Annotated in this window: 17 protein-coding genes and 1 pseudogene; 7 read left to right on the top strand and 11 right to left on the bottom strand. The window is 46.2% G+C overall.

Annotated elements, in window-relative coordinates; genetic code table 11:
• Positions 1-171: 171 nt before the first annotated feature.
• The 4 genes from RIE73_RS10545 to RIE73_RS10530 all read right to left on the bottom strand — a co-directional run bounded on the left by RIE73_RS10545 (position 172) and on the right by RIE73_RS10530 (position 3,850).
• The gene (locus tag RIE73_RS10545) at positions 172-1,260 is read right to left on the bottom strand and encodes a hypothetical protein (protein WP_446401141.1); all 1,089 of its coding nucleotides are present in this window, start codon (positions 1,258-1,260) and stop codon (positions 172-174) included.
• Positions 1,261-1,382: 122 nt separating this feature from the next.
• A complete protein-coding gene (locus RIE73_RS10540; RefSeq protein WP_446401140.1) occupies positions 1,383-1,901 on the bottom strand; it encodes a phage tail protein in 519 nt (172 codons plus the stop codon).
• Positions 1,902-2,063, bottom strand: coding sequence for a hypothetical protein (locus RIE73_RS10535; protein ID WP_446401139.1), 162 nt, complete (start codon positions 2,061-2,063; stop codon positions 1,902-1,904).
• A gap of 86 nt (positions 2,064-2,149) precedes the next feature.
• Complete coding sequence (locus RIE73_RS10530; RefSeq protein ID WP_446401138.1) at positions 2,150-3,850, bottom strand: CHASE2 domain-containing protein; 1,701 nt, start codon at positions 3,848-3,850, stop codon at positions 2,150-2,152.
• Positions 3,851-4,361: 511 nt separating this feature from the next.
• Between RIE73_RS10530 and RIE73_RS10525 the strand changes: the two genes are divergently transcribed.
• Positions 4,362-5,243, top strand: a complete 882-nt coding sequence (locus RIE73_RS10525; RefSeq protein ID WP_446401137.1) for a DUF928 domain-containing protein — start codon at positions 4,362-4,364, stop codon at positions 5,241-5,243.
• 170 nt (positions 5,244-5,413) lie between these two features.
• Positions 5,414-6,250 (top strand): DUF928 domain-containing protein, encoded by an 837-nt coding sequence (locus RIE73_RS10520; protein ID WP_446401136.1) that lies wholly within the window; start codon positions 5,414-5,416, stop codon positions 6,248-6,250.
• Positions 6,251-6,358: 108 nt separating this feature from the next.
• Here RIE73_RS10520 and RIE73_RS10515 read toward each other — a convergent pair whose 3' ends face one another.
• Positions 6,359-7,345: a 3'(2'),5'-bisphosphate nucleotidase gene (locus RIE73_RS10515; protein WP_446401135.1), complete on the bottom strand. Its 987-nt coding sequence runs from the start codon at positions 7,343-7,345 to the stop codon at positions 6,359-6,361.
• Between the two features lie 391 nt (positions 7,346-7,736).
• On the opposite strand from RIE73_RS10515, the gene RIE73_RS10510 reads away from it, so the two are divergent.
• Positions 7,737-7,901: a hypothetical protein gene (locus RIE73_RS10510; protein ID WP_446401134.1), complete on the top strand. Its 165-nt coding sequence runs from the start codon at positions 7,737-7,739 to the stop codon at positions 7,899-7,901.
• Here the strand turns inward: RIE73_RS10510 and RIE73_RS10505 are convergent.
• From RIE73_RS10505 to dnaN, 5 genes and pseudogenes are all read right to left on the bottom strand, one after another.
• Complete coding sequence (locus RIE73_RS10505; protein ID WP_446401133.1) at positions 7,863-8,669, bottom strand: inositol monophosphatase family protein; 807 nt, start codon at positions 8,667-8,669, stop codon at positions 7,863-7,865. The two genes, RIE73_RS10510 and RIE73_RS10505, sit on opposite strands and share 39 nt — an antisense overlap.
• Positions 8,670-8,800: 131 nt before the next feature.
• Entirely contained in the window at positions 8,801-10,252 is a 1,452-nt protein-coding gene (locus RIE73_RS10500) for a BCD family MFS transporter (protein ID WP_446401132.1), read from the bottom strand.
• A 262-nt stretch (positions 10,253-10,514) separates the two neighbouring features.
• Positions 10,515-10,706: pseudogene (locus tag RIE73_RS10495) on the bottom strand (hypothetical protein); the annotation flags it as partial.
• 70 nt (positions 10,707-10,776) lie between these two features.
• Positions 10,777-12,567, bottom strand: coding sequence for a CHASE2 domain-containing protein (locus RIE73_RS10490; protein ID WP_446401131.1), 1,791 nt, complete (start codon positions 12,565-12,567; stop codon positions 10,777-10,779).
• Between the two features lie 790 nt (positions 12,568-13,357).
• A complete protein-coding gene (gene dnaN, locus RIE73_RS10485; protein ID WP_446401130.1) occupies positions 13,358-14,566 on the bottom strand; it encodes a DNA polymerase III subunit beta in 1,209 nt (402 codons plus the stop codon).
• A gap of 14 nt (positions 14,567-14,580) precedes the next feature.
• Between dnaN and RIE73_RS10480 the strand changes: the two genes are divergently transcribed.
• The gene (locus RIE73_RS10480; protein WP_446401129.1) at positions 14,581-14,709 is read left to right on the top strand and encodes a hypothetical protein; all 129 of its coding nucleotides are present in this window, start codon (positions 14,581-14,583) and stop codon (positions 14,707-14,709) included.
• A gap of 417 nt (positions 14,710-15,126) precedes the next feature.
• On the opposite strand, the gene dnaA is transcribed toward RIE73_RS10480, so the two are convergent.
• Entirely contained in the window at positions 15,127-16,512 is a 1,386-nt protein-coding gene (dnaA, locus tag RIE73_RS10475) for a chromosomal replication initiator protein DnaA (protein WP_446401161.1), read from the bottom strand.
• A 157-nt stretch (positions 16,513-16,669) separates the two neighbouring features.
• Here dnaA and def point away from each other — a divergent pair, with 157 nt between their 5' ends.
• The 3 genes from def (at position 16,670) to RIE73_RS10460 (ending at position 18,155) form a co-directional block, all read left to right on the top strand.
• A complete protein-coding gene (def, locus tag RIE73_RS10470) occupies positions 16,670-17,197 on the top strand; it encodes a peptide deformylase (RefSeq protein WP_446401128.1) in 528 nt (175 codons plus the stop codon).
• Between the two features lie 145 nt (positions 17,198-17,342).
• Positions 17,343-17,735: a hypothetical protein gene (locus tag RIE73_RS10465; protein WP_446401127.1), complete on the top strand. Its 393-nt coding sequence runs from the start codon at positions 17,343-17,345 to the stop codon at positions 17,733-17,735.
• A 105-nt stretch (positions 17,736-17,840) separates the two neighbouring features.
• Positions 17,841-18,155, top strand: coding sequence for an HNH endonuclease (locus RIE73_RS10460; protein WP_446401160.1), 315 nt, complete (start codon positions 17,841-17,843; stop codon positions 18,153-18,155).
• The last annotated feature ends 37 nt before the right edge of the window (positions 18,156-18,192 follow it).

Below are 18,192 nucleotides of genomic sequence, written 5' to 3'. Positions count from 1 at the left end.
CTGCTTTGTCCCTAGCAAAACAGGGGTATTTAATCCGAATTATAGCAGTAGACACATCGATTAGGACTTTCCGAACTGTTGTTCCAGATGTTGCATGCAACGTCTCTACCATAAGATGCGTCCTAACCGCTATGGCGATTGCTATAAGTATTATTTGTTTTATAAAAACCATTAACGGCGATAACGTTCTCGCTCAATTTGCAACCGCTGTCGGACTAACTTGTAGACTTCCTGTGCCAACATCCGCAAATTGGATTCACTGACGAGTTCTGGTTCGCTGGATTGGGAAGATTTAGCAACTGTTACTGAAGGTTGAATCGTTTCTATCGGAGTTTGATTGGTTCTAGAAGCTGTTTTGGTTTCCGCTTCGATAGAATCTGCAACATCACCCGATTTTTTTCTCGGACTAGCATACAGGGGACGAAATCCGTCTGGGGTAAACATAAAGCCTTCGATTTCTTCATCTTCCCTATCCTGACTAGAAGCCGGACTATCCTCACCGATTAATTCAGCTAAACTTGACCAAGAGGTTGGTGGAGTTTGACTAGAGGATTGACTCTCTAGATGAAAATCTGAATTACTTTTGTGCAAAGAGGGTGAGTTCAAGGGTGAGAGACTTGACTCAGGTAAACGATTCTGATTATTCTCGGAACTGCCGAAAGGAAATTTGCCTAATTCCTGATCGATTGACGTTTCAGGAGTCAGATTTAACACCTGCAAGGATTGAAGAGAAGACCAACCTAAACCCTGAAATTGACCTAAGGAAATTATGGTGTTTAAGTCTTGCCAACTCAGGGGGAGTTGGGGAAAGGATTTGGCTTGACTAACCTCTGGCAAAAACGGTGGACTTAATTCATTTTTATCCCGGTTTTCAATCGGTCTAGTTCCTAACGTATCATGCTCATCAATCAGCTCTAAATTTTCCTCAAGTCGTCCAGATTGAATCGGTGTTTTCTGCTGATCCGCAATAACTGTAGGTGCTTCCCCTGGAACGCCTGTTAACTTTGTCAGTGGGGTTTCGTTCCTCAATCCAATGCCATCATTAGCTTGAGCATTTTCTGCCCACCTGACAGGGGCCTCTTCCCGTGGTTGAGAGATTGCCGCTAATACAGTTCTGCCCGTCGAAGAAAGTATGTCTAAGTGATGAACATTTGAGTTAGCAAATATCCCTAAAGCGTGAGATTTTATCGGTGTCTGTCCCAGAGGTTGAGGCGACAGTAATGGCTTGTTTATCCCAAGGGATCGTTCTGAAACGTTCATCAGTGATTTGTATTTGAAATTAAAAATTCAGTCAGGGCAGGTTTGAGGTAAAATTAATTATCGCGAAAATTACTAAACCTGCCCTTAAAGACAAAGACGTGCCATGGCACGTCTCTACATCGTTAATTACTGGGGAAATAGCCAGTGCTAGCACGTTGTAAATCGGTACTGGCACCGCCTCCACCTTGCTCGGCGACAACTTTTAATCCTTCATAAGCAAGGGTCAATTCCTCAATCGCCACGGTGCTGGAACTCGCTTGTAAGGCTGGCGTTTTCCAACCGACTGGAATCGCACCGATTAATGTCCAACATTGCATGGTTTCTCCGGCTTGATTAAAGACCAAGATGTTGACATTACGTCGTTCTTTTTTACCAGGATTGAGCGTCTTGTTAATCCAATCCCAAAATACTAAATCTTCGGTAATCCCCCGCTTGAGGGTAACATCATCAAATTTGGCTTGCTTGAGAAAGATGCGTTGCTGTTCGTTAACTCCTCCTTCAAAATAAACTTCTTTATCAATCTGAACTCCTAACCCAGAACACTCGCTAAATGAAGCCGTAATCTGACTTTCGATTTCGATATAAAATCGATTAGCGGTGACGTAGTTGAGTTCGTGGGTGATATTACCATTGTCAGCCATTTATAGTAACCCTCTGTAGTTTTTATGGCGTTCGCGTTGCTTGCGTAAATCCTCTTGCATTAGCTGATACACTCGATCGCTGAGTTTCCGCAGGAGTAAAGGATCTTGGGATACCTTGGCAGCAAGTTTCAAGAGAATAATTGTTCGTTGTTCAGGGTTCATGGGTTATATCCTTTCCTTTTTCCTGGCAATCTTCTGCCTTCTGCCTTGTCTCCACCAATAGTGTCAGTATTTCACCGGACATGATATTATTTGTTCCTCATCCGTCTTCCCCGATTCTGTAATTGCGAGAGGTAACTCTCATCTTCTGGATCAAATGCCTGTTTTTTTACCGTTGGCATTGTCCCAGAAGAGCCGTTTGTTGAATGATCAGTTTCTTCAATCTCGTCCCGTTGCTCCTCAACTCGGTTCAGCCGATGTCTTAATACTCTCGCTCGTTGCAGTAATTGTTGGTATTGACCGAGTTCTGGAACCTCTTCCCAATCGAGTTCTACTCGATCTGTGACTGTATCACTAGAGGTTGTCGGCTTAGTAATTTTGCGGCGACGTCTGAGTGTATCAGCTTTGTACTGCAAGTCTTGAAAGGTATCACTTTCTGTGATTTGGGCGACTTCCTCGTCTTTTTTGGTTTCGTCGATTTCAATGTTGATTCTCAGCAGTTTCTTAACTGTTTTAGCCACAACTTGACCGTAGCGGTCAATAATGACAACGCTAAAGGTGGTTAAGGCTAACCCGATGGCTGGCGGAACTAACGGTATCCACCCCGACTGCTGAACGAATACAGCATAGGAAATACCATACAACACACCACCCGCTACTAGGGCAACTGGAATCAGAATCCAAGGACGGCGAATTTTCCAAGCCAGAGTTCCGCCGACAACTGACCAGAGAAAAATCCAGAGAATTTCACTTCCCTGTGACCAATACCAAATTAAGGGGCGACCCTCTAAAACGGTACTCAGGATTTGACTGACAACTTGAGCGTGAAGAACGACCCCAGGCATTAACACTCGATCTTGGGCAGCTGCACTAAAGGGCGTGGCAAAGTCGTCATTGGCTGTGCTGGCGGTGTATCCGATTAAAACCACTCGGTCTCTAACGAGATTAGGATCAATGTTGTCTTCTAATACATCGGTCAGAGTCACCTGGTCAATGGCATTTTCCCCTGACCAATTGATCATGATTTGGTAGTCAAATGCACCTGTGTAGCTATAGTTACCTGATTGGTCTTCCAGAGGAGGGAATATGGTGGAATCCAACTTGATGAATTCCTCTGGGGTGGTTAATTCTTCTTCGATTCCCTCTGTTTCCAGGTATGACAGGGCTAACTGAAATGGAAAGGAATAGAGGAGGCTATCGGGATCTTGACACAGATGGGGATTTTCTGGGAGTGGTTCCACCAACGGCGGAAATGACACTAATGCTGTGCGGCGAATGACTTGATCTCGGTCAAGCTGCATATCAGCAAAACCAACTTGTTCTGGGGGAACTCCGGGGGCGGGTGGCGTTCCGGGTTCAGTCGCAGAACTCATGACACAGGCGGCGACCATGTTATCGTTTTGTTCAAGAACCTGAATTAAATCCTCACGACCTTCGCCAATAGGCACATCCCGTCCAATGTCAATGCCGATCGCACGGGGTTGATAGTCTGCTAGTTTCTTGAGTAGCGTCGCTAATGTGGCATCCGTTATCGGAAACTGGTTATAGTTGCGGATATCATCTTCGCTAATCCCCACGACTAACAGGCGATCGCTTGGCTCTGATTCAGGACGCGATCGCACGAGTTGGTCATAAGCGTCCAGTTCAGCTCCTTCTAACGCCCCCAACTGTCGCAGTCCCACAATCACCCCTGTAACTACCACACTCGTAAGAACGACTGTGCCGCCAAACGCCATGATTCCCTTACCTACGGGATGTTGGGTGAAAAATGAACGCATTTCAGAAATCATCTTGGTATTGCCTCCTGTTCGCCTGAGGGTTAATTCGCTCTTCACGCCCAATTTAAGGCGGAATTTCTGGACATTCTCAACCTAGGATTAGGACAATCAAACTTAATATAAATTAACCTAGAGTCAGTCAACTCTAGCAACTTTCTAATTTTATCTCGGTATTAATCACTTTTTTTTAAGAAGTGTAATGATACTAGGTTTTACCGATGAGTCCGATAGAATATTAGTATATAATATAGTACCCAGGCAGTTTATTACTGTCATGGTTTAAATTGTATACTGAGCGACTTGAGGCAGTGAAGCTGATCATAACCCAGCACCTTGGCTGAGTCGCTATCAATAAAGAAATGAGGTAACCTGGTTTAGCATTGCTGAAAATTCACAGCTAGGACAGGAAACGTTGCTGAATAGAGAGGAGTCGCTCTGTAGATAAATACGCTGATTTCGCTCTAGCTCTCTACTACCGCGTTAATTAAAATTGTATCCATTACTGCCATTGGCAAGGAGTAAAATGAAAAAGCCCTCTATATATCTTAAAACGTTTTCCCTGATGTTGTCTCTGGGATTAGTAATGAGTGCCAGTGTCATGGCAATTGCTGGTCTGAAGCCGAGTTCACCCAATCAGGAAAATCAGAAGCTTTCAGAAACGTTAGTCGCGGGTAATAAACGTCTACGCTTCCGGCGGCGGGGAATCAGAGCGTCTCGACGCAGAACTGGAGGGTTCTCGCGGGGGATGTGCCAAATCGGCGATCAAGAACAGATTGTCAATATAACGCCGTTATTACCGCAAGTTCAAACCCAAGAGTTGCCGGAAGATGAAGAGTCATCGGCAAATGTTCAAGTTCCGGTGGAACTGACCGTCGAGGAAATGCCGACATTCCTGGTTCATGTGAGTGAGACTCAAGTAGAGGAAGCAGTGTTTACACTGCTCAAGGAAGAGGGGGATATAGAGAAGGTTGTTTATGAAAACACCATCTCCCTGAAAGATAAAACGCCTGGGATTGTCAGCATTAGCCTACCCGCACCCGATGCGGCTAGTTCAGATCACGATGGGTTAGAAACGGGTGAAATATATCGCTGGGTTGTATTTATTGCTTGTGATCCAAATGATTGGAGTCAAAATCCTAGGGCAGAAGGATGGGTGAAGCGAATTGCCAAGGAAGACTCTCTGGCACAAGAGTTAGCCAAAACGCCAGAAATGCAGCACCCAGAAGTGTATGCGGTTCATGGAGTTTGGACAGAGACAGTGAGTTCACTGGCGAAATTACGGGAGCGTTATCCGGATAATCCTCAAGTTCAAGCGGACTGGAAAGATCTCCTGGAATCTGTGGGGCTAGAGAATCTCGTTGCAGAACGTCCTGTTAATAGTCCTGAGTCAAGGGTTGAAAATTAACTTTTCTCAGACAACTGAGTCGTTGTACTTTCAACTCCAGACACTGATTCCTGTCCGGATATGACACAGACCTTAAAGGGAAAAGCTTATCCTCTTTTTCCTACCTAGAGGCGTTCCGCCGGAACGCCTCTACATACATATCTCAAGTGCCTCCATTGGCAAGAATTAACATGAAAAAGCCCTCTATCTATCTGAAAACGTTTTCCCTGATGTTGTCTCTGGGATTGGTGATGAGTGCCAGTGCCATGGCGATCGCTGGTCTCAAACCCACTTCGTCCAGTCAAAATTATCAGAAGCCTTCGGAAACCCTCTTCGCTGGAAATAAAGGTCTGCGATTTCGCAACCGAAGAATTCGAGCGTCTCGGTGGAGAACCCCAGGATTCTCCCGAGGTTCGGGTATGTGCTACGGAGAGGAAGTCGAGGTCACACCCTTAGTACCAGAAACCTCAGAAAAAAACACAGTTCCAGTTGAAGTGACTGTACAGCCCAATCCGACGTTCTTGGTTTATGTCGGTGAGACTCAAGCCAAAGAAGCAGAATTTGCATTGCTGAGTCCAGACAAAGAGATTATTTATCACGAAATGGTTTCTCTAAACGAAACGCCAGGAATTGTCATGTTCACTCTGCCAGAGCCAATGACAGAGGAGAAGCAGCTACTCCAGGAATCGGAAAAGTACCAGTGGGTATTTTCTCTCAGTTGTGAGGAGGGGGGTGATGCTTCTGGCAATTTGACGGTCGAAGGGTGGGTTGAGCGTGTTTCTCCAGCCACCGAACTTGCTCAAAAGTTAGCCAATGCATCAGAACGGGAAAAGCCAGCTATTTTTGCCGAATATGGCTTCTGGATGGATGCAGCAGGTACATTGGCTCAGTTACGTCAGGATTCCGATGATCCTCAAGTTCAAGAAAATTGGCAATCTGCCTTGAACTTTGCGGGTCTAGATCAACTGATTGAAGAACCGTTGGTGAGTCATTCTGGGTCACCTGTTGAAATCAATGCTGAAAATTAAGGCGCTTGATGTTGACTCAAGGTTGTGAGGGATAGGTTCCAGGTTCCAGGGAAAAGGTTTAACCTTTTCCCTTTTTAATCACTGACAATGGTTAGATTGGCACCCTCTTTACACGCTCGCCGTTTCTCGCAAGGCGTCCAGCACGGTATCGTGAATCACCCCATTGCTGACAATGACCCCCTGATTATCAGACAGTTTGGCACCCAGAGAAAAGTTAAGGGCTTTCCCGTGCATATCGGTCACCCGTCCCCCAGCTTCCTCAACTACAATCGTTCCCGCCGCGTGATCCCAAATCTTTTCCCGGTAGTCTGGAGACTTGGGTGATGGCAAACGCAGGTAAAGCGATGCCCGACCCGACGCGACTGCACCATATTTAGCTTGAGAGTCCATCCGCAACGAAGGTGCGGTAATGCCTACCGCCTTAGCAACGGCATCCTGTCGGGAATGATCCCCGTGACCGGATTCCACACTCTCCACAAAACGCATCGCCTCTGCATTATCCGCCTTGGTTACCTGAATCGGCTGAGGTTCACCGCCAGACATGGGCATCATGGTTGCGCCTTGACCCCGTACCGCGACGAACAGGACACCCTTTTCTCCATCCGGTTCATAGGGGGAAACGGGGAGGGCGGGACAGGCTAAAACACCGAGTTTTACTTCACCCAGTTCTACTAGCGCTAAAGCTACAGCATATTGGTCTTGACGCAGAAACCCTTTTGTGCCATCGATGGGATCTAATGTCCAATAGCGTCCACCAATCTGACTATTACCGCGATCAATCCAGTCCAATACCTGATCCGGTGTGGCATCACCAACGACAGACTTGACGTAGTGACTTACCCGATTCAGTTGATCAGCCATTTCCGGTTGACGCAACTGGGACGCATCTTCTTCACCCACCACGAGGTCATCAGGAAACGCCATCGCTAACGCTCGACAGATAACCGCCTGGGAACCCAAATCCGCCACTGTGACCGGACTTTTATCGCTCTTTTCCATGGCTTCAGTCACCTGTTCTTGGCGAACTTGCTCACAGAGTTTTGCTGCTGTCAGTGCCGCCTCAATAGCTACCTGTTTTTCTTGCTCGTAAGACATGATAAATCTCTATTGCTCCATAATACTCTCAAACAACCGGGCTAAGAACGGGTGGGAAAACACCCCATTCAGCGGCTTTAGCCCATCCTTACCCCCAGACAGATATTTTTTATTCTGGTAACGAGGGCAATTGCCATCGTGGGGGCTTGCTTACAACACTCCTCTTAATCAGCCTTTCAATGTTGATACCCTGCTACTGGTCGAGAAGCCGCTTCCCGTTGACCTTGAGTACTGTTTGGTCGCACCCTTGGGTTAGGTTTAACTTTCCCGATGTCACCACTGATCACGATCTGCCCAAATCTGTACCTGGATTAATCTGTACAGTGACATAAGACTAGGAGCGATCGCTATGTGTAACGTATTGCCGCTTCCATAATGACCTCTCAGCAGAGTGATCATCAAGGTTCAAGCCAAGATTAGGGGAGATGGGGAAGATGGGGGAGATGGGGGAGATGGGGGAGATGGGGGAGATGGGGGAGATGGGGGAGATGGGGAAGATGAGGGGGCTGACAGTCGGTTAATTCTGTTGGATATAAGATTTAAACACATCCACTAATTCAGCACGGCTGACAATCAGCGTGGGAAACGATCGCCCACCGTAATCTTGACCGACTTTCAACGGGAAAATTGGGTCTGACTCCAACGACACCCAAACCGCACCCGCCGCTTTCACAATCACCCACGCCCCAGCAATATCCCAAATCTTCGGCGTTGCTTCCATCCCGCCGAGAACCGCTCCTGTAGCAACGGTAATGAAGTTATAACTGGCAACCCCTAACATGCGAATTTTACAGGGGAAGGGTTGCTGTAAGAGGAAGGTACTGCGAGAGCAAAGGTTGAAAAAGTGATTACTACTGAGTTGATCAGGGCTACTGTGGATGGAAAACTCATTCATAAACGCGCTAGGGATAATATCCGGTAATCCCGATTCCCCCGCCCAAAAGCCATGAAAGGATTGTCCGATGGGGGGAAAATGGACATATCCGAACACAGGTGTGCCATGATACAGCAACCCCAGAGAAATTCCCCAAATCGGAATACCTCGGGTAAAGTTAGTCGTACCATCTAAGGGATCGATAATCCAACACCACTCGGTATCCGGAAACCGATGTTCCCCTTCCTCACTGATGACTCCGTGACTAGGAAACCGAGAGGCGATCGCCCGACGAAGTGTCTCATCCGCCCAATGATCCGCTTTGGTCACCAAACTCCCATCCGCTTTCTGCGACGCCTGACAGGAGCGAAAATCAGGCAGGAGTTGGCTACCGACATGGTTGGTAATCTCTTTAGCAAAGTCGAGTACAGACGCCCAAAATTCCTTCATTGGTTAAACATCCATATAATCCCTTATCTAGAGTCTCTGGATAGAAATGGTTACCTCAACACTAGGTTGGGGGGGTTTAGTGACATCTGGGTCAACCCAAACCGATAATCGTCAAACCCGCCCCTACCATATTATCCGTCTAAATCATTTTCCATAACCGTCGCGATCGCTTGTTTGGCATTATCCCGGAATTCTTGCACGTTAACCTGGTTGAGCAACCCTAAGGCAAGCAGAAAGCCTAAAGCTTGTAAGCCAAAGACTAAACTATAAGATAAAACTGGTGTCTCGAACCAGGCTTTCCCCACACTCAAGACAACTCCGCCACCTGCAACAGCAAGTCCTCTTGCCATAGCTTGCGCTAATCCCCAAGCTCCGACAAAGGTTCCGGCTGTTTCTGCCGCAGTTAAATCGAGCATTAAACTCAGAGCACCTGTAGTCAAGATTCCGGTAAATAAACCAAATAAGACTAAGGTTGCCTTAAATAACCCCACATTACCCGTAAATCCTGCCAGGATAATTAAGATAAAGCAGATTCCCACAGCAATACAACCCAATCGAGTGGTTTGGCGTTTACCCAAGCGGGGAATAATGAAAAAGCCTGTGGCACTTAAGCTGAATAACATCCCTAATGCCCAATAGGTATTGAGCATAGAGGTTTCTGGGATGGACAGATTAAACACTTCACCGCCGTAGGGTTCTAACACTGCCTCTTGCAAGAATAGGCTTAAGCTCATCACCACCAAAAAGCTGAAGAAGAGTCCAGTTTGCCGACTTGCAGTTAAGATTTTCCAGGCTCTGCCTAAGGTAATTTCATCTTCATGATCAACCAACCTTGAACGCGAGGTATAGCGAGAATATTTTTTCTCTACCCCAAAGGTTGCCAACAGCGCCAGTCCAAAAACAATCAATGGCACGACAATAAATAGCCCCGTGAGGGCGGAACGCATTAGGTCACTAGAGGCATTAACATTATCTAATGGCTCAAGCAGAACTTTACTACTAATCCCTCCCACGGCTAATCCCACGGTCATCATCGACCAGACAATGCCAGTTAACTGACCCCGGTTGTCTTCATCGGAAATATCAACTAGCAAAGTAAAGAAAGGTGTCGAGCTTGCACAGATACTCAAGCCATAAAACGCCCACAACAGCCCTAGCAGTGCTGTCCAACCCCAAGTTTGAGTTGTCCACTGCCAACTCCCTGTTGCCTCAACTAGATTCCCCAATTGCCAGACGACTTGCATATTTAAGGGAAGGATCAGCGTAAATAGTACCGCCCCTATCCAAACATAACCTGTACGGTGGTAACCAAATAAGGGTTTCGTATCAGACATCTGCCCAAACCAGATGCGTGCTGGGGCGACAAATTGCGAAATTGCCAGAACAATAGCAGTGACTCCGGCTGGAATCAGTAACTCCGTAATCATGACGCGATTCAGGACTCCCACGGTTAAAACAGTGAGAATGCCTAACCCCATCTGGAATAAACCCAGGCGGAACATGGTCAATATCCGGATTCTGGGCAGGGGTTTGTCTGGGGATGAGGGAGTGGACGAGGACTGAGTAAAATCTCTGGTTTCCATAGCCGTTAAGACGCGATCGCTTTTTTTGGATGACCCATATAAAACTATACGTTTCCTGAGAGTCTGTAACCAATAAACCCGATAAAATCAAAGAAATATGAACAAATGTAACGAGCTTGTAGTAAGGGCTTTAGCCCTAGATACTGTTGGGTTGACGCCAGGAAACCCAACCTACTGGCGTGACCCAGCTAAAATTGTGGATTAGATTTTATCATTGAATCGGGCGCAAGTCTTTGCGCCCCTACAGTTTCCGGGCGTAATTCTAATTCATCTTGCTAAGATGTGCCACGCCCCTACAGATAGAGACTATTTGAGCCGCTTCTAAATCCTCAGCAATCTCAGTGGCTAACACCTCGGGTGCGGGGAGGTTATCGGAATCCTCTAGGCTCTCATCCCGAAGCCAGAAGATATCGAGACTGGCTTTATCTCGCTGCATTAACTCCTCATAGCTGAAGGTAAAGTATTGACCTGCGCCGCTTTTGGTATCTTCGGCGTTTTTTTGTAAGAGTCCTTCGTAAATTTTTTTAATAGAGCATCCAATACTTTAGACCAGGATAGGACGAATACACACGAACCATACCACTGGTAACAACGATCGCTATAGCTGATGGCATCATAGGCACCCAGACTCCTTGGATCAAGATCACATAAGAGCAGCCATAGAGAACACTCAGCATTCCGGCTACTGCCACACCCAGTAATAGAGGGGAACGGAAACGCCAACTGACCCAACCAGCCACAAGAGACCAAGCCCCAAGCCAAAGATATTCAGCCCACTGAGACCACCATACCAACAGAGGTCGCTCATCCTTAACTGCGCTGATAATTTGACTGGTCATTTGGGCTTGCAGAAATACCCCAGCCGCTTCAGGTCGGTTGCTGTGATTGTAAGGGGTGGCATGAATATCGTGAAAGGTTTTATCAACGGTGCCAATGAAAACGATACGGTCTTTAACCAACTCAGAGGTTAATTTATTCTCTTCAAGTACCTCTTTTAACGTATAGGTCGGCGCAATCGATTCTACTGAACCCCTAACCCGATAATTCAGTAACATTTGATACCCCCCGGCATCGATATTCTGATATCCGCCACTATTGCTTTTTAGAATCGGGAAAACAACCTGACCAATCTGCAAGTCATTGTTTTGAGTCAATTGAGCCGTAATGCCCTCATCTTCTAAGTAACGCAACGCTAGCACTAGACTCAGAGAGTTACTGATTTGGCATTCGGATTGCTTAGGAGGCTCTAAACCCAAAAGATGACGACGCACAACGCCATCTGGATCTAACATTACATCACTAAACCCAACTCGTTCAGGTAAGGTGTCTGGAGAAATATCCGGAGGAGGTGGAATTCCGGGATTATCGGTGGTATCTCCTACTTTACAGACGGTTATTAAACGCTTGTCTTGGCGTAAACGTTTTGCTAACTCAGAATATTGAGGGTCTACCGGAAAATCTCGATAGAGGTCTAAACCAATGACTCGTGGTTGGTATTGGGCTAATTTATCCAGGAGTTGAGCCAGTTTAGCATTCGACAAGGATAACCCTTGCCGTTGGGCAGAGGATTGAGATTGAACATCATCCCCTGTAATCGTAATCATCAGCAGGCGTGGGTCAGGACGTTCCGGTTGAGGGCGGATTTGCATAAAGTGGTCAAATGCCTTCAGTTCCAAAGGCTGTAGCATACCAGTCACACCAAGACCCATTGCTATGCCTGCACCCGTCAGACTTGCCAAGAGTTGCAGTCCCCGGGATTTCCACGATTTGGGTTTTTGACGCGGTCGTTGCTGCTTGTTGAGGTATTGCAGTTCAAAAATTGGTGCTTTGCCAATACCCTTTAAGTAGTGATTGCCACGGGAGACAATGGTTAAGTTTGTCAGTTCAGCACCGTCAATCAAGTCTGTTGTCACTTCCGACAGCAGAATTTGTCCCCCATGGGCGAGTGAGGACACCCGCGCCGCGTAGTCAACTTCCTCGCCAATAAAATCATCACCGTCGGGTAAGGGACTCCCGGTGTGCATGCCAATTCTGACTTGTAACGGACCAAGGGGGGTGTCAATGGGTTCACAGGTGTGACTAATTTGCAGCGCCACCGCCCACTGAGCCGCTTGAGACGCATTGGCAAAAACTACAAAGTAAGCGTCACCTTCAGTCTTAACCACACGTCCCCCATAAGCCACTAAATTTGCTTCGACACGCTGGCGATGGGGTTTGAGAATCGTGTCAAAGTAGAGACGATTGCGGGTCGTGATGTCATTTCCCTTTAAATATTTTTTGACCGCTGTGGAATTAACCAGGTCTGTGAACACCATGGTTACTACATGGTCTGATACGATAACGTGTTTATCGATTACGGGTTGCATCACAGATCAATGATTCGCTGTTGGCAAGGTAAGCACGAGAGGAACCCTGGTTGGCTTAACCTACTGTTTACATTACAGTTATCAACACTTTGAAAATGAGACAGGAGTATTAAGTTAAGTAATGATGAAGACTTTGTAAACGGACTGTGAAGACTTTGTAAACTTTATATAAATGTCCGGCAAGTGTTTAAGATGAACCCTGATTGCCGCTTGTCTGGCTGATAATAGTCCGTCTATTGCACCCAGAAGACAAATTCAAGTCGCTAAAAAAGATCTAGGGGGTCTAAATCAGTTTTGAAATAATAATTTTGCTGGGTATAGTTTTCAGCATTGTTTTTTATTCATCCTTGCGGTTGGCTAGATAAGTGTATAATGGACTACAGTAAAAGAAGGGCTTTGGTTTTTAGCATTCGCTGACTCCAATATTCCATGGCGCAGTTTTAAAGCTAAAATCCGCTTATAGATAATAGCAGATATCAAGAAGAGTTTCAAAAATATAAATAAAAGTAATAAAACTGCGTTAAAAAAATTAATCGATGATTTCTAAGTAACGTCGTATTTGAGTTTATCCTAGTAGACTAAAATATTTTTTTGGGGTAGGAAAATATAAATTAATGATGTATAGTTTTATGACTAAAATGAGAAAAAATTGCCATCCTCGGCTCATTGTTCATCGTTCATGGCAACCACAGAGGTAAGCGCCAATGAACTATGAACCATGAACCATGGACAAAACCTCTCAATCCCGGATTTGCACAGGCATAATCAGGTAGGTCATTTTTAAGCCACCCAGAGGAGTGAGAATCACGGGAGTATTCGCTGCATTCATTTGGAGCTGAATATCTGACGTAGACAGCGCCTTCAAGCCATCGATTAAGTACTTCACATTAAAGGCAATCTCGATACTGTCACCTGTAACTTGTGCTGGTAGGGACTCTCTCGCACTACCCACATCTTGAGTTTCCACGGTCAGATCAATGGTTTGCCCTTGGGCGTCAATATCAAACTTGACAATATTATTCTTCTGATCCGCCAATACTGCAATTCGCTCAACCGCACTCAGTAATTGACGCCGAGGAATAGCTACTTGGCGTTGAAACTGACCAGGGATGAGTTGGCGGTAAGCGGGATATTGTCCTTCTAACGTCCGACTGGTCAAGCGATGATTACCCCCTTGGAAGATAATTTGACCCACCTCAAACTGCAAGGCGACGGTATCGCTTGAGTCAGAGAGTCCTAACATCCGTTCAAGTTCCCGTAAGGTTCTAGCGGGTACGGTTAACTCAAAGGACGAGGTAGTCTCTTCTCCAGATTGGGTTTCGTCAGACGGTTGGTCTTCATCCTCCTCACTCGTCGGTTTGGCGTTAAGAGTTTCCACAACCGCTAGTCGGTGACCATCAGTCGCGGCAAATTCCAGGCTATCTGCTTGAACCATCAGATGCACCCCAGTCAGCACCTGTTTGGTTTCATCCGCACTGGTGGCAAATAATGATCCGCGCAATCCTTCAATTAAGGCTTCGACTGGGAGTTTCACCACCATCCCATCTTCAATTTGGGGAAGTTCGGGAAAGTCGTCTGAGTTCATTCCTCGCATTGTGTATTGTCCCGATGTCGAGGTTAAGGTGATCGATAGGCTTTCGCTGTCTGCATCACTCTCCGCTTCAGCGAGAGAATCTTCCAAAGTAATGTCGCCCTCTGGCAAACGGGAAACAATATCACTAAACAGTTTAGCGGGAATCGTGATCGCGCCATCCGCTTCGACGTTGGCGTTGAAACTGGTTTGCAGACCCAGGCTCAAGTCGAAGGCGGTTAAACTCACTCGCTGATTTTTGGCATCGGCTTGAAGTAACACATTACCCAGCACCGGATGGGTGGGACGTGAGGGAACCGCCCGACTCACGAGAGAAAGATTGGTATTCAGTTCGCTTTGTTTACACGCTAGTTTCATCGCAGGACTTGTCAATGTTTGGCACAGCTAGTACAAGAAGGCAGAAGTCCGAAGGCTCCATGGCAGAAGGCTATAAGGAACATAATGTAGCTGCTTTTAAGCAGCTTGTTAACTGGTTAGTATTTGAAGCCGCGCTGCACTAGAGTTCTGTTGACGACTCCCCGCGCATAGAATGCGGGGGATTGTGAAGAGTAATTACTTACTCTCTCCTCCACTCGAATAGGCTGAGTTGAACCCATTCTATCCGAGGGTTCGTCAAGGAGAACCGGGACGATTGGATCTGGGCTCTAAAACCAGAACAATTGTTGCTCTCTCATCTACCCAGAGGCAACTCTAGCATGGAATTCAGACTGTGGGGAAACTGTGGAAAAACTGAACTCAGATGATTGTCAATTCCTGAATTCTTCGTGTTTTAGGAATGGAGTCCTTGTGGAAAAAGTTGTGGAAAATTGCGGGAATTTTTTTCACAAGGTATTTATACTTAGCGTGGGTCAGTCATTCTATAGCACTAGGGGGATGCGTTAGGACAGCTTCTAGCCCGGTAAGTGTCAAGAAGGATTTCACGCTTGGCTTTGAGTTTGACTGGCTAGATTAATCCGATCGCTCAATTGACTCAGTTTCTGTGCCACGCTGGGATCGCGTTCTCGTAATTGGTTAATCTTATCGCAGCTATACATCACCGTGGTATGATCTTTGCCGCCAAATTCTTCACCGATTCGGGGTAAGCTCAAATCCGTATGCTGCCGCATCAGATACATAGCAATTTGCCGAGACCAACTAATTTCTCGGCGACGTGAATTTCCTTTTAAGTCGTCCAGCGAGACATTAAAGGCATCGGCGACGGTGGTTAAAATAATCTCCGGTGCCGCTTGTGCGGTTGGGGTTCGCGGATTCAAAATTGGGGCAATGTTCTCGACTGTCATTGGTACTCCCGAAATCGAGATGTAGGCGACGACGCGAATTAATGCCCCCTCGAGTTCGCGAATGTTGGATTTATATTGAGTGGCAATATACTCAACCACCGATCGCGGCAACCGGATGTTTTCATACTCTGCCTTTTTTTGCAAAATTGCCATCCGGGTTTCCAAGTCTGGCGGCTGAATATCGGCGATTAATCCCATGGAAAAGCGAGAACACAGCCGTTCCTGCAAGCGGCTAATCTGATGCGGCGGGCGATCGGATGCCAAGACGATTTGTTTCCCGGCTTCGTGTAAGGTATTGAACGTATGAAAAAATTCTTCCTGAGTATATTCTTTTCCTTCGATAAACTGAATATCATCAATCAACAGCACCTCAGCCGCTCGATAGTGTTCCCGAAAACTTTGCATACTATCTTTGCGGATGGCGGCAATCAGATCATTGGTAAAATGTTCAGTAGACACATAAAATATTTTAGAATTGGGAGAGTTTTCCCACCGGAAATGCGCGATCGCTTGCATTAAGTGAGTTTTCCCCAAACCAACGCCCCCACACAAAAACAGGGGATTAAACTCCCGTCCCGGTGATTCGGCGACAGCCAACGCCGCCGCATGAGCCATCCGATTATTTGAACCAACCACGAAGCGAGAAAACACGTACTTCTGATTTAACTCTGTGGGTTTAGGGAGTTGATGAGATGGACGTTCGGTATCGGGGTTGGTGGCAACCGGAGGCGACCAGGAAATACCTGTATCGCTGATTGTAGTGTTGTCGTTGTCAGTGATCACGGTAAGATAAATGTCCACCTGTTGTCCCAGGATCTCCTGCACCACATCAGTAATTGTTTTGATGTAATACTTTTGCAACCAATTCCTGGCAAAGGGATTGGGGGTACAAACCACTAAGCAATTCTGGTCGAGCTGCTGGGCGGTTGTTCCCTTGAGCCAGGTTTCAAAGGTGGGTCGGCTGAGTTGGAGTTGTAAACGCTCCAATACCTGTATCCAGAGCTGTTCGGGGGACATTTCCACGGGCATTCCTCTATTGTCGGTAATTGTTGCTTGTTCTCCTCATTCGAGCGATTGGCGAGATATTCCGGCACAGGTCTATCTTCTATATATATAGCGATTTAGCAGTGAGTGAAGTACAACAATAAATAGCAACTGTCCAGGTTAATTTCACCCCATTATGACCCAATCCCTAGAAATCGCTCAGTTAGGCAATCCTATCTTACGCCAGCTCGCTCAACCCATTGATAATGTTCACGACGAACATATTCAACGGCTGATTCAGGCTCTCAAGGCAAAGGCGTTAGCTGCCAACGGTGTAGGAATTGCTGCACCTCAAGTGTCTCAATCCTGCCGTTTGTTTATCGTAGCGTCTCGTCCCAATCCCCGGTATCCGAATGCCCCGACGATGGAACCAACAGCGATGATCAATCCGCAGATTGTGGCTCACTCAGATGAGATGGTCAAAGGTTGGGAAGGCTGCTTAAGTATTCCCGGTATTCGCTCTTTAGTGCCGAGGTATCAGGCGATTGAGGTAGAGTACACCAATCAACAGGGTAAGCCGCAGCGACACCAGTTAACCGATTTTGTGGCAAGAATCGTTCAGCATGAATATGATCATCTGAATGGTTTTGTGTTTCTAGACCGGGTGGAGAGTACCCAAGACTTAATCACAGAGCAGGAATATCAACGGCGGATTAGTTCATGAACGGCTGACAGCACTTTTCACGTTTATGGAATACAAAATTGTATCCACTTGCTTTTCGCCCGATAAACAATCCATCAGATACAAGGTTTTCGGTTCAAGCTACTGCTCTATAATGAGAATAGAGGCAACCCCTAATTGCTTGATCATGACTGTGAGAATAACTATTAACGTACCCGAAGGTTTAGTTGAATCGGCTCAATATCTGGGAGCCGCTACAGCGCGAAATCTATCTGAGGTTTTAGTCGATACCCTCGAAATTATTTTACCAACATTTAATAATTTATCGGAAATCACGGATTCGGAAATTTCTCAGCTTGCCAATGAAGATGTCATTGAATTAGCTAATTTAAAAATGGAGGCAGGACAAAATCAACGTCTCGGTGAACTCCAAGCTAAAGGGAAAACTATGGGTTTGACCGAATCAGAACGTTATGAACTATTAATCTTACTATCAATTTATCAAATTGGGCAATTCCGCAAATCAGCCGGATTGGCTGAAGCCGTTCGTCGAGGCTTAAGACCCCCTTTATCTCCATGAGTTTTATCTCTGAAACTCTCCGCCAAAAGATTCGCACAAGAGCCGGTAATCGCTGTGAATATTGCCTCAGTCATCAAGATTAATTATATGATGGGGAGATGACAAATTGATCATATACAGCCTCTAGCCAAAGGAGGAAGTAACACAGAAGATAATCTCTGTTTAGCCTGTGAATTATGTAATCAATATAAGTGGATACAAACAGTCGGTGTCGATCCTGAATCAGGGGAAACTGTTTCCTTATTTAATCCTCGTCAACAGGAGTGGATAAATCATTTTACTTGGAGTACAGAGGGGACAGAAATTATCGGTCTCACCCCTTGTGGTCGGGCGACCATCTCTGCCCTAAAATTAAATAATAATTTAGCTGTTACTGTCCGGAAAAATTGGGTGACAGCCGGTTGGCATCCACCCAATTAACAAATTCAAGCAGGACTGAAATCTTCAACAAGGGTAG

The sequence above is a fragment of the Coleofasciculus sp. C1-SOL-03 genome (assembly GCF_040220555.1).
Lineage (GTDB): Bacteria > Cyanobacteriota > Cyanobacteriia > Cyanobacteriales > Coleofasciculaceae > Coleofasciculus.
Note: the sequence above shows the minus strand (reverse complement) of the source record. Positions and strands in the feature narration are given on the sequence as shown.

Coding starts and splice junctions, on each gene's coding strand:
- RIE73_RS10500 (WP_446401132.1), bottom strand. CDS start 10,252: ATGGAAACCAGAGATTTTACTCAGTCCTCGTCCACTCCCTCATCCCCA.
- RIE73_RS10490 (WP_446401131.1), bottom strand. CDS start 12,567: ATGGTGTTCACAGACCTGGTTAATTCCACAGCGGTCAAAAAATATTTA.
- RIE73_RS10525 (WP_446401137.1), top strand. CDS start 4,362: ATGAAAAAGCCCTCTATATATCTTAAAACGTTTTCCCTGATGTTGTCT.
- def (WP_446401128.1), top strand. CDS start 16,670: ATGACCCAATCCCTAGAAATCGCTCAGTTAGGCAATCCTATCTTACGC.
- RIE73_RS10465 (WP_446401127.1), top strand. CDS start 17,343: ATGACTGTGAGAATAACTATTAACGTACCCGAAGGTTTAGTTGAATCG.
- RIE73_RS10540 (WP_446401140.1), bottom strand. CDS start 1,901: ATGGCTGACAATGGTAATATCACCCACGAACTCAACTACGTCACCGCT.
- RIE73_RS10515 (WP_446401135.1), bottom strand. CDS start 7,345: ATGTCTTACGAGCAAGAAAAACAGGTAGCTATTGAGGCGGCACTGACA.
- RIE73_RS10535 (WP_446401139.1), bottom strand. CDS start 2,063: ATGAACCCTGAACAACGAACAATTATTCTCTTGAAACTTGCTGCCAAG.
- RIE73_RS10520 (WP_446401136.1), top strand. CDS start 5,414: ATGAAAAAGCCCTCTATCTATCTGAAAACGTTTTCCCTGATGTTGTCT.
- dnaN (WP_446401130.1), bottom strand. CDS start 14,566: ATGAAACTAGCGTGTAAACAAAGCGAACTGAATACCAATCTTTCTCTC.
- RIE73_RS10505 (WP_446401133.1), bottom strand. CDS start 8,669: ATGAAGGAATTTTGGGCGTCTGTACTCGACTTTGCTAAAGAGATTACC.
- RIE73_RS10545 (WP_446401141.1), bottom strand. CDS start 1,260: ATGAACGTTTCAGAACGATCCCTTGGGATAAACAAGCCATTACTGTCG.
- RIE73_RS10530 (WP_446401138.1), bottom strand. CDS start 3,850: ATGATTTCTGAAATGCGTTCATTTTTCACCCAACATCCCGTAGGTAAG.
- RIE73_RS10480 (WP_446401129.1), top strand. CDS start 14,581: ATGTTTGGCACAGCTAGTACAAGAAGGCAGAAGTCCGAAGGCTCCATG.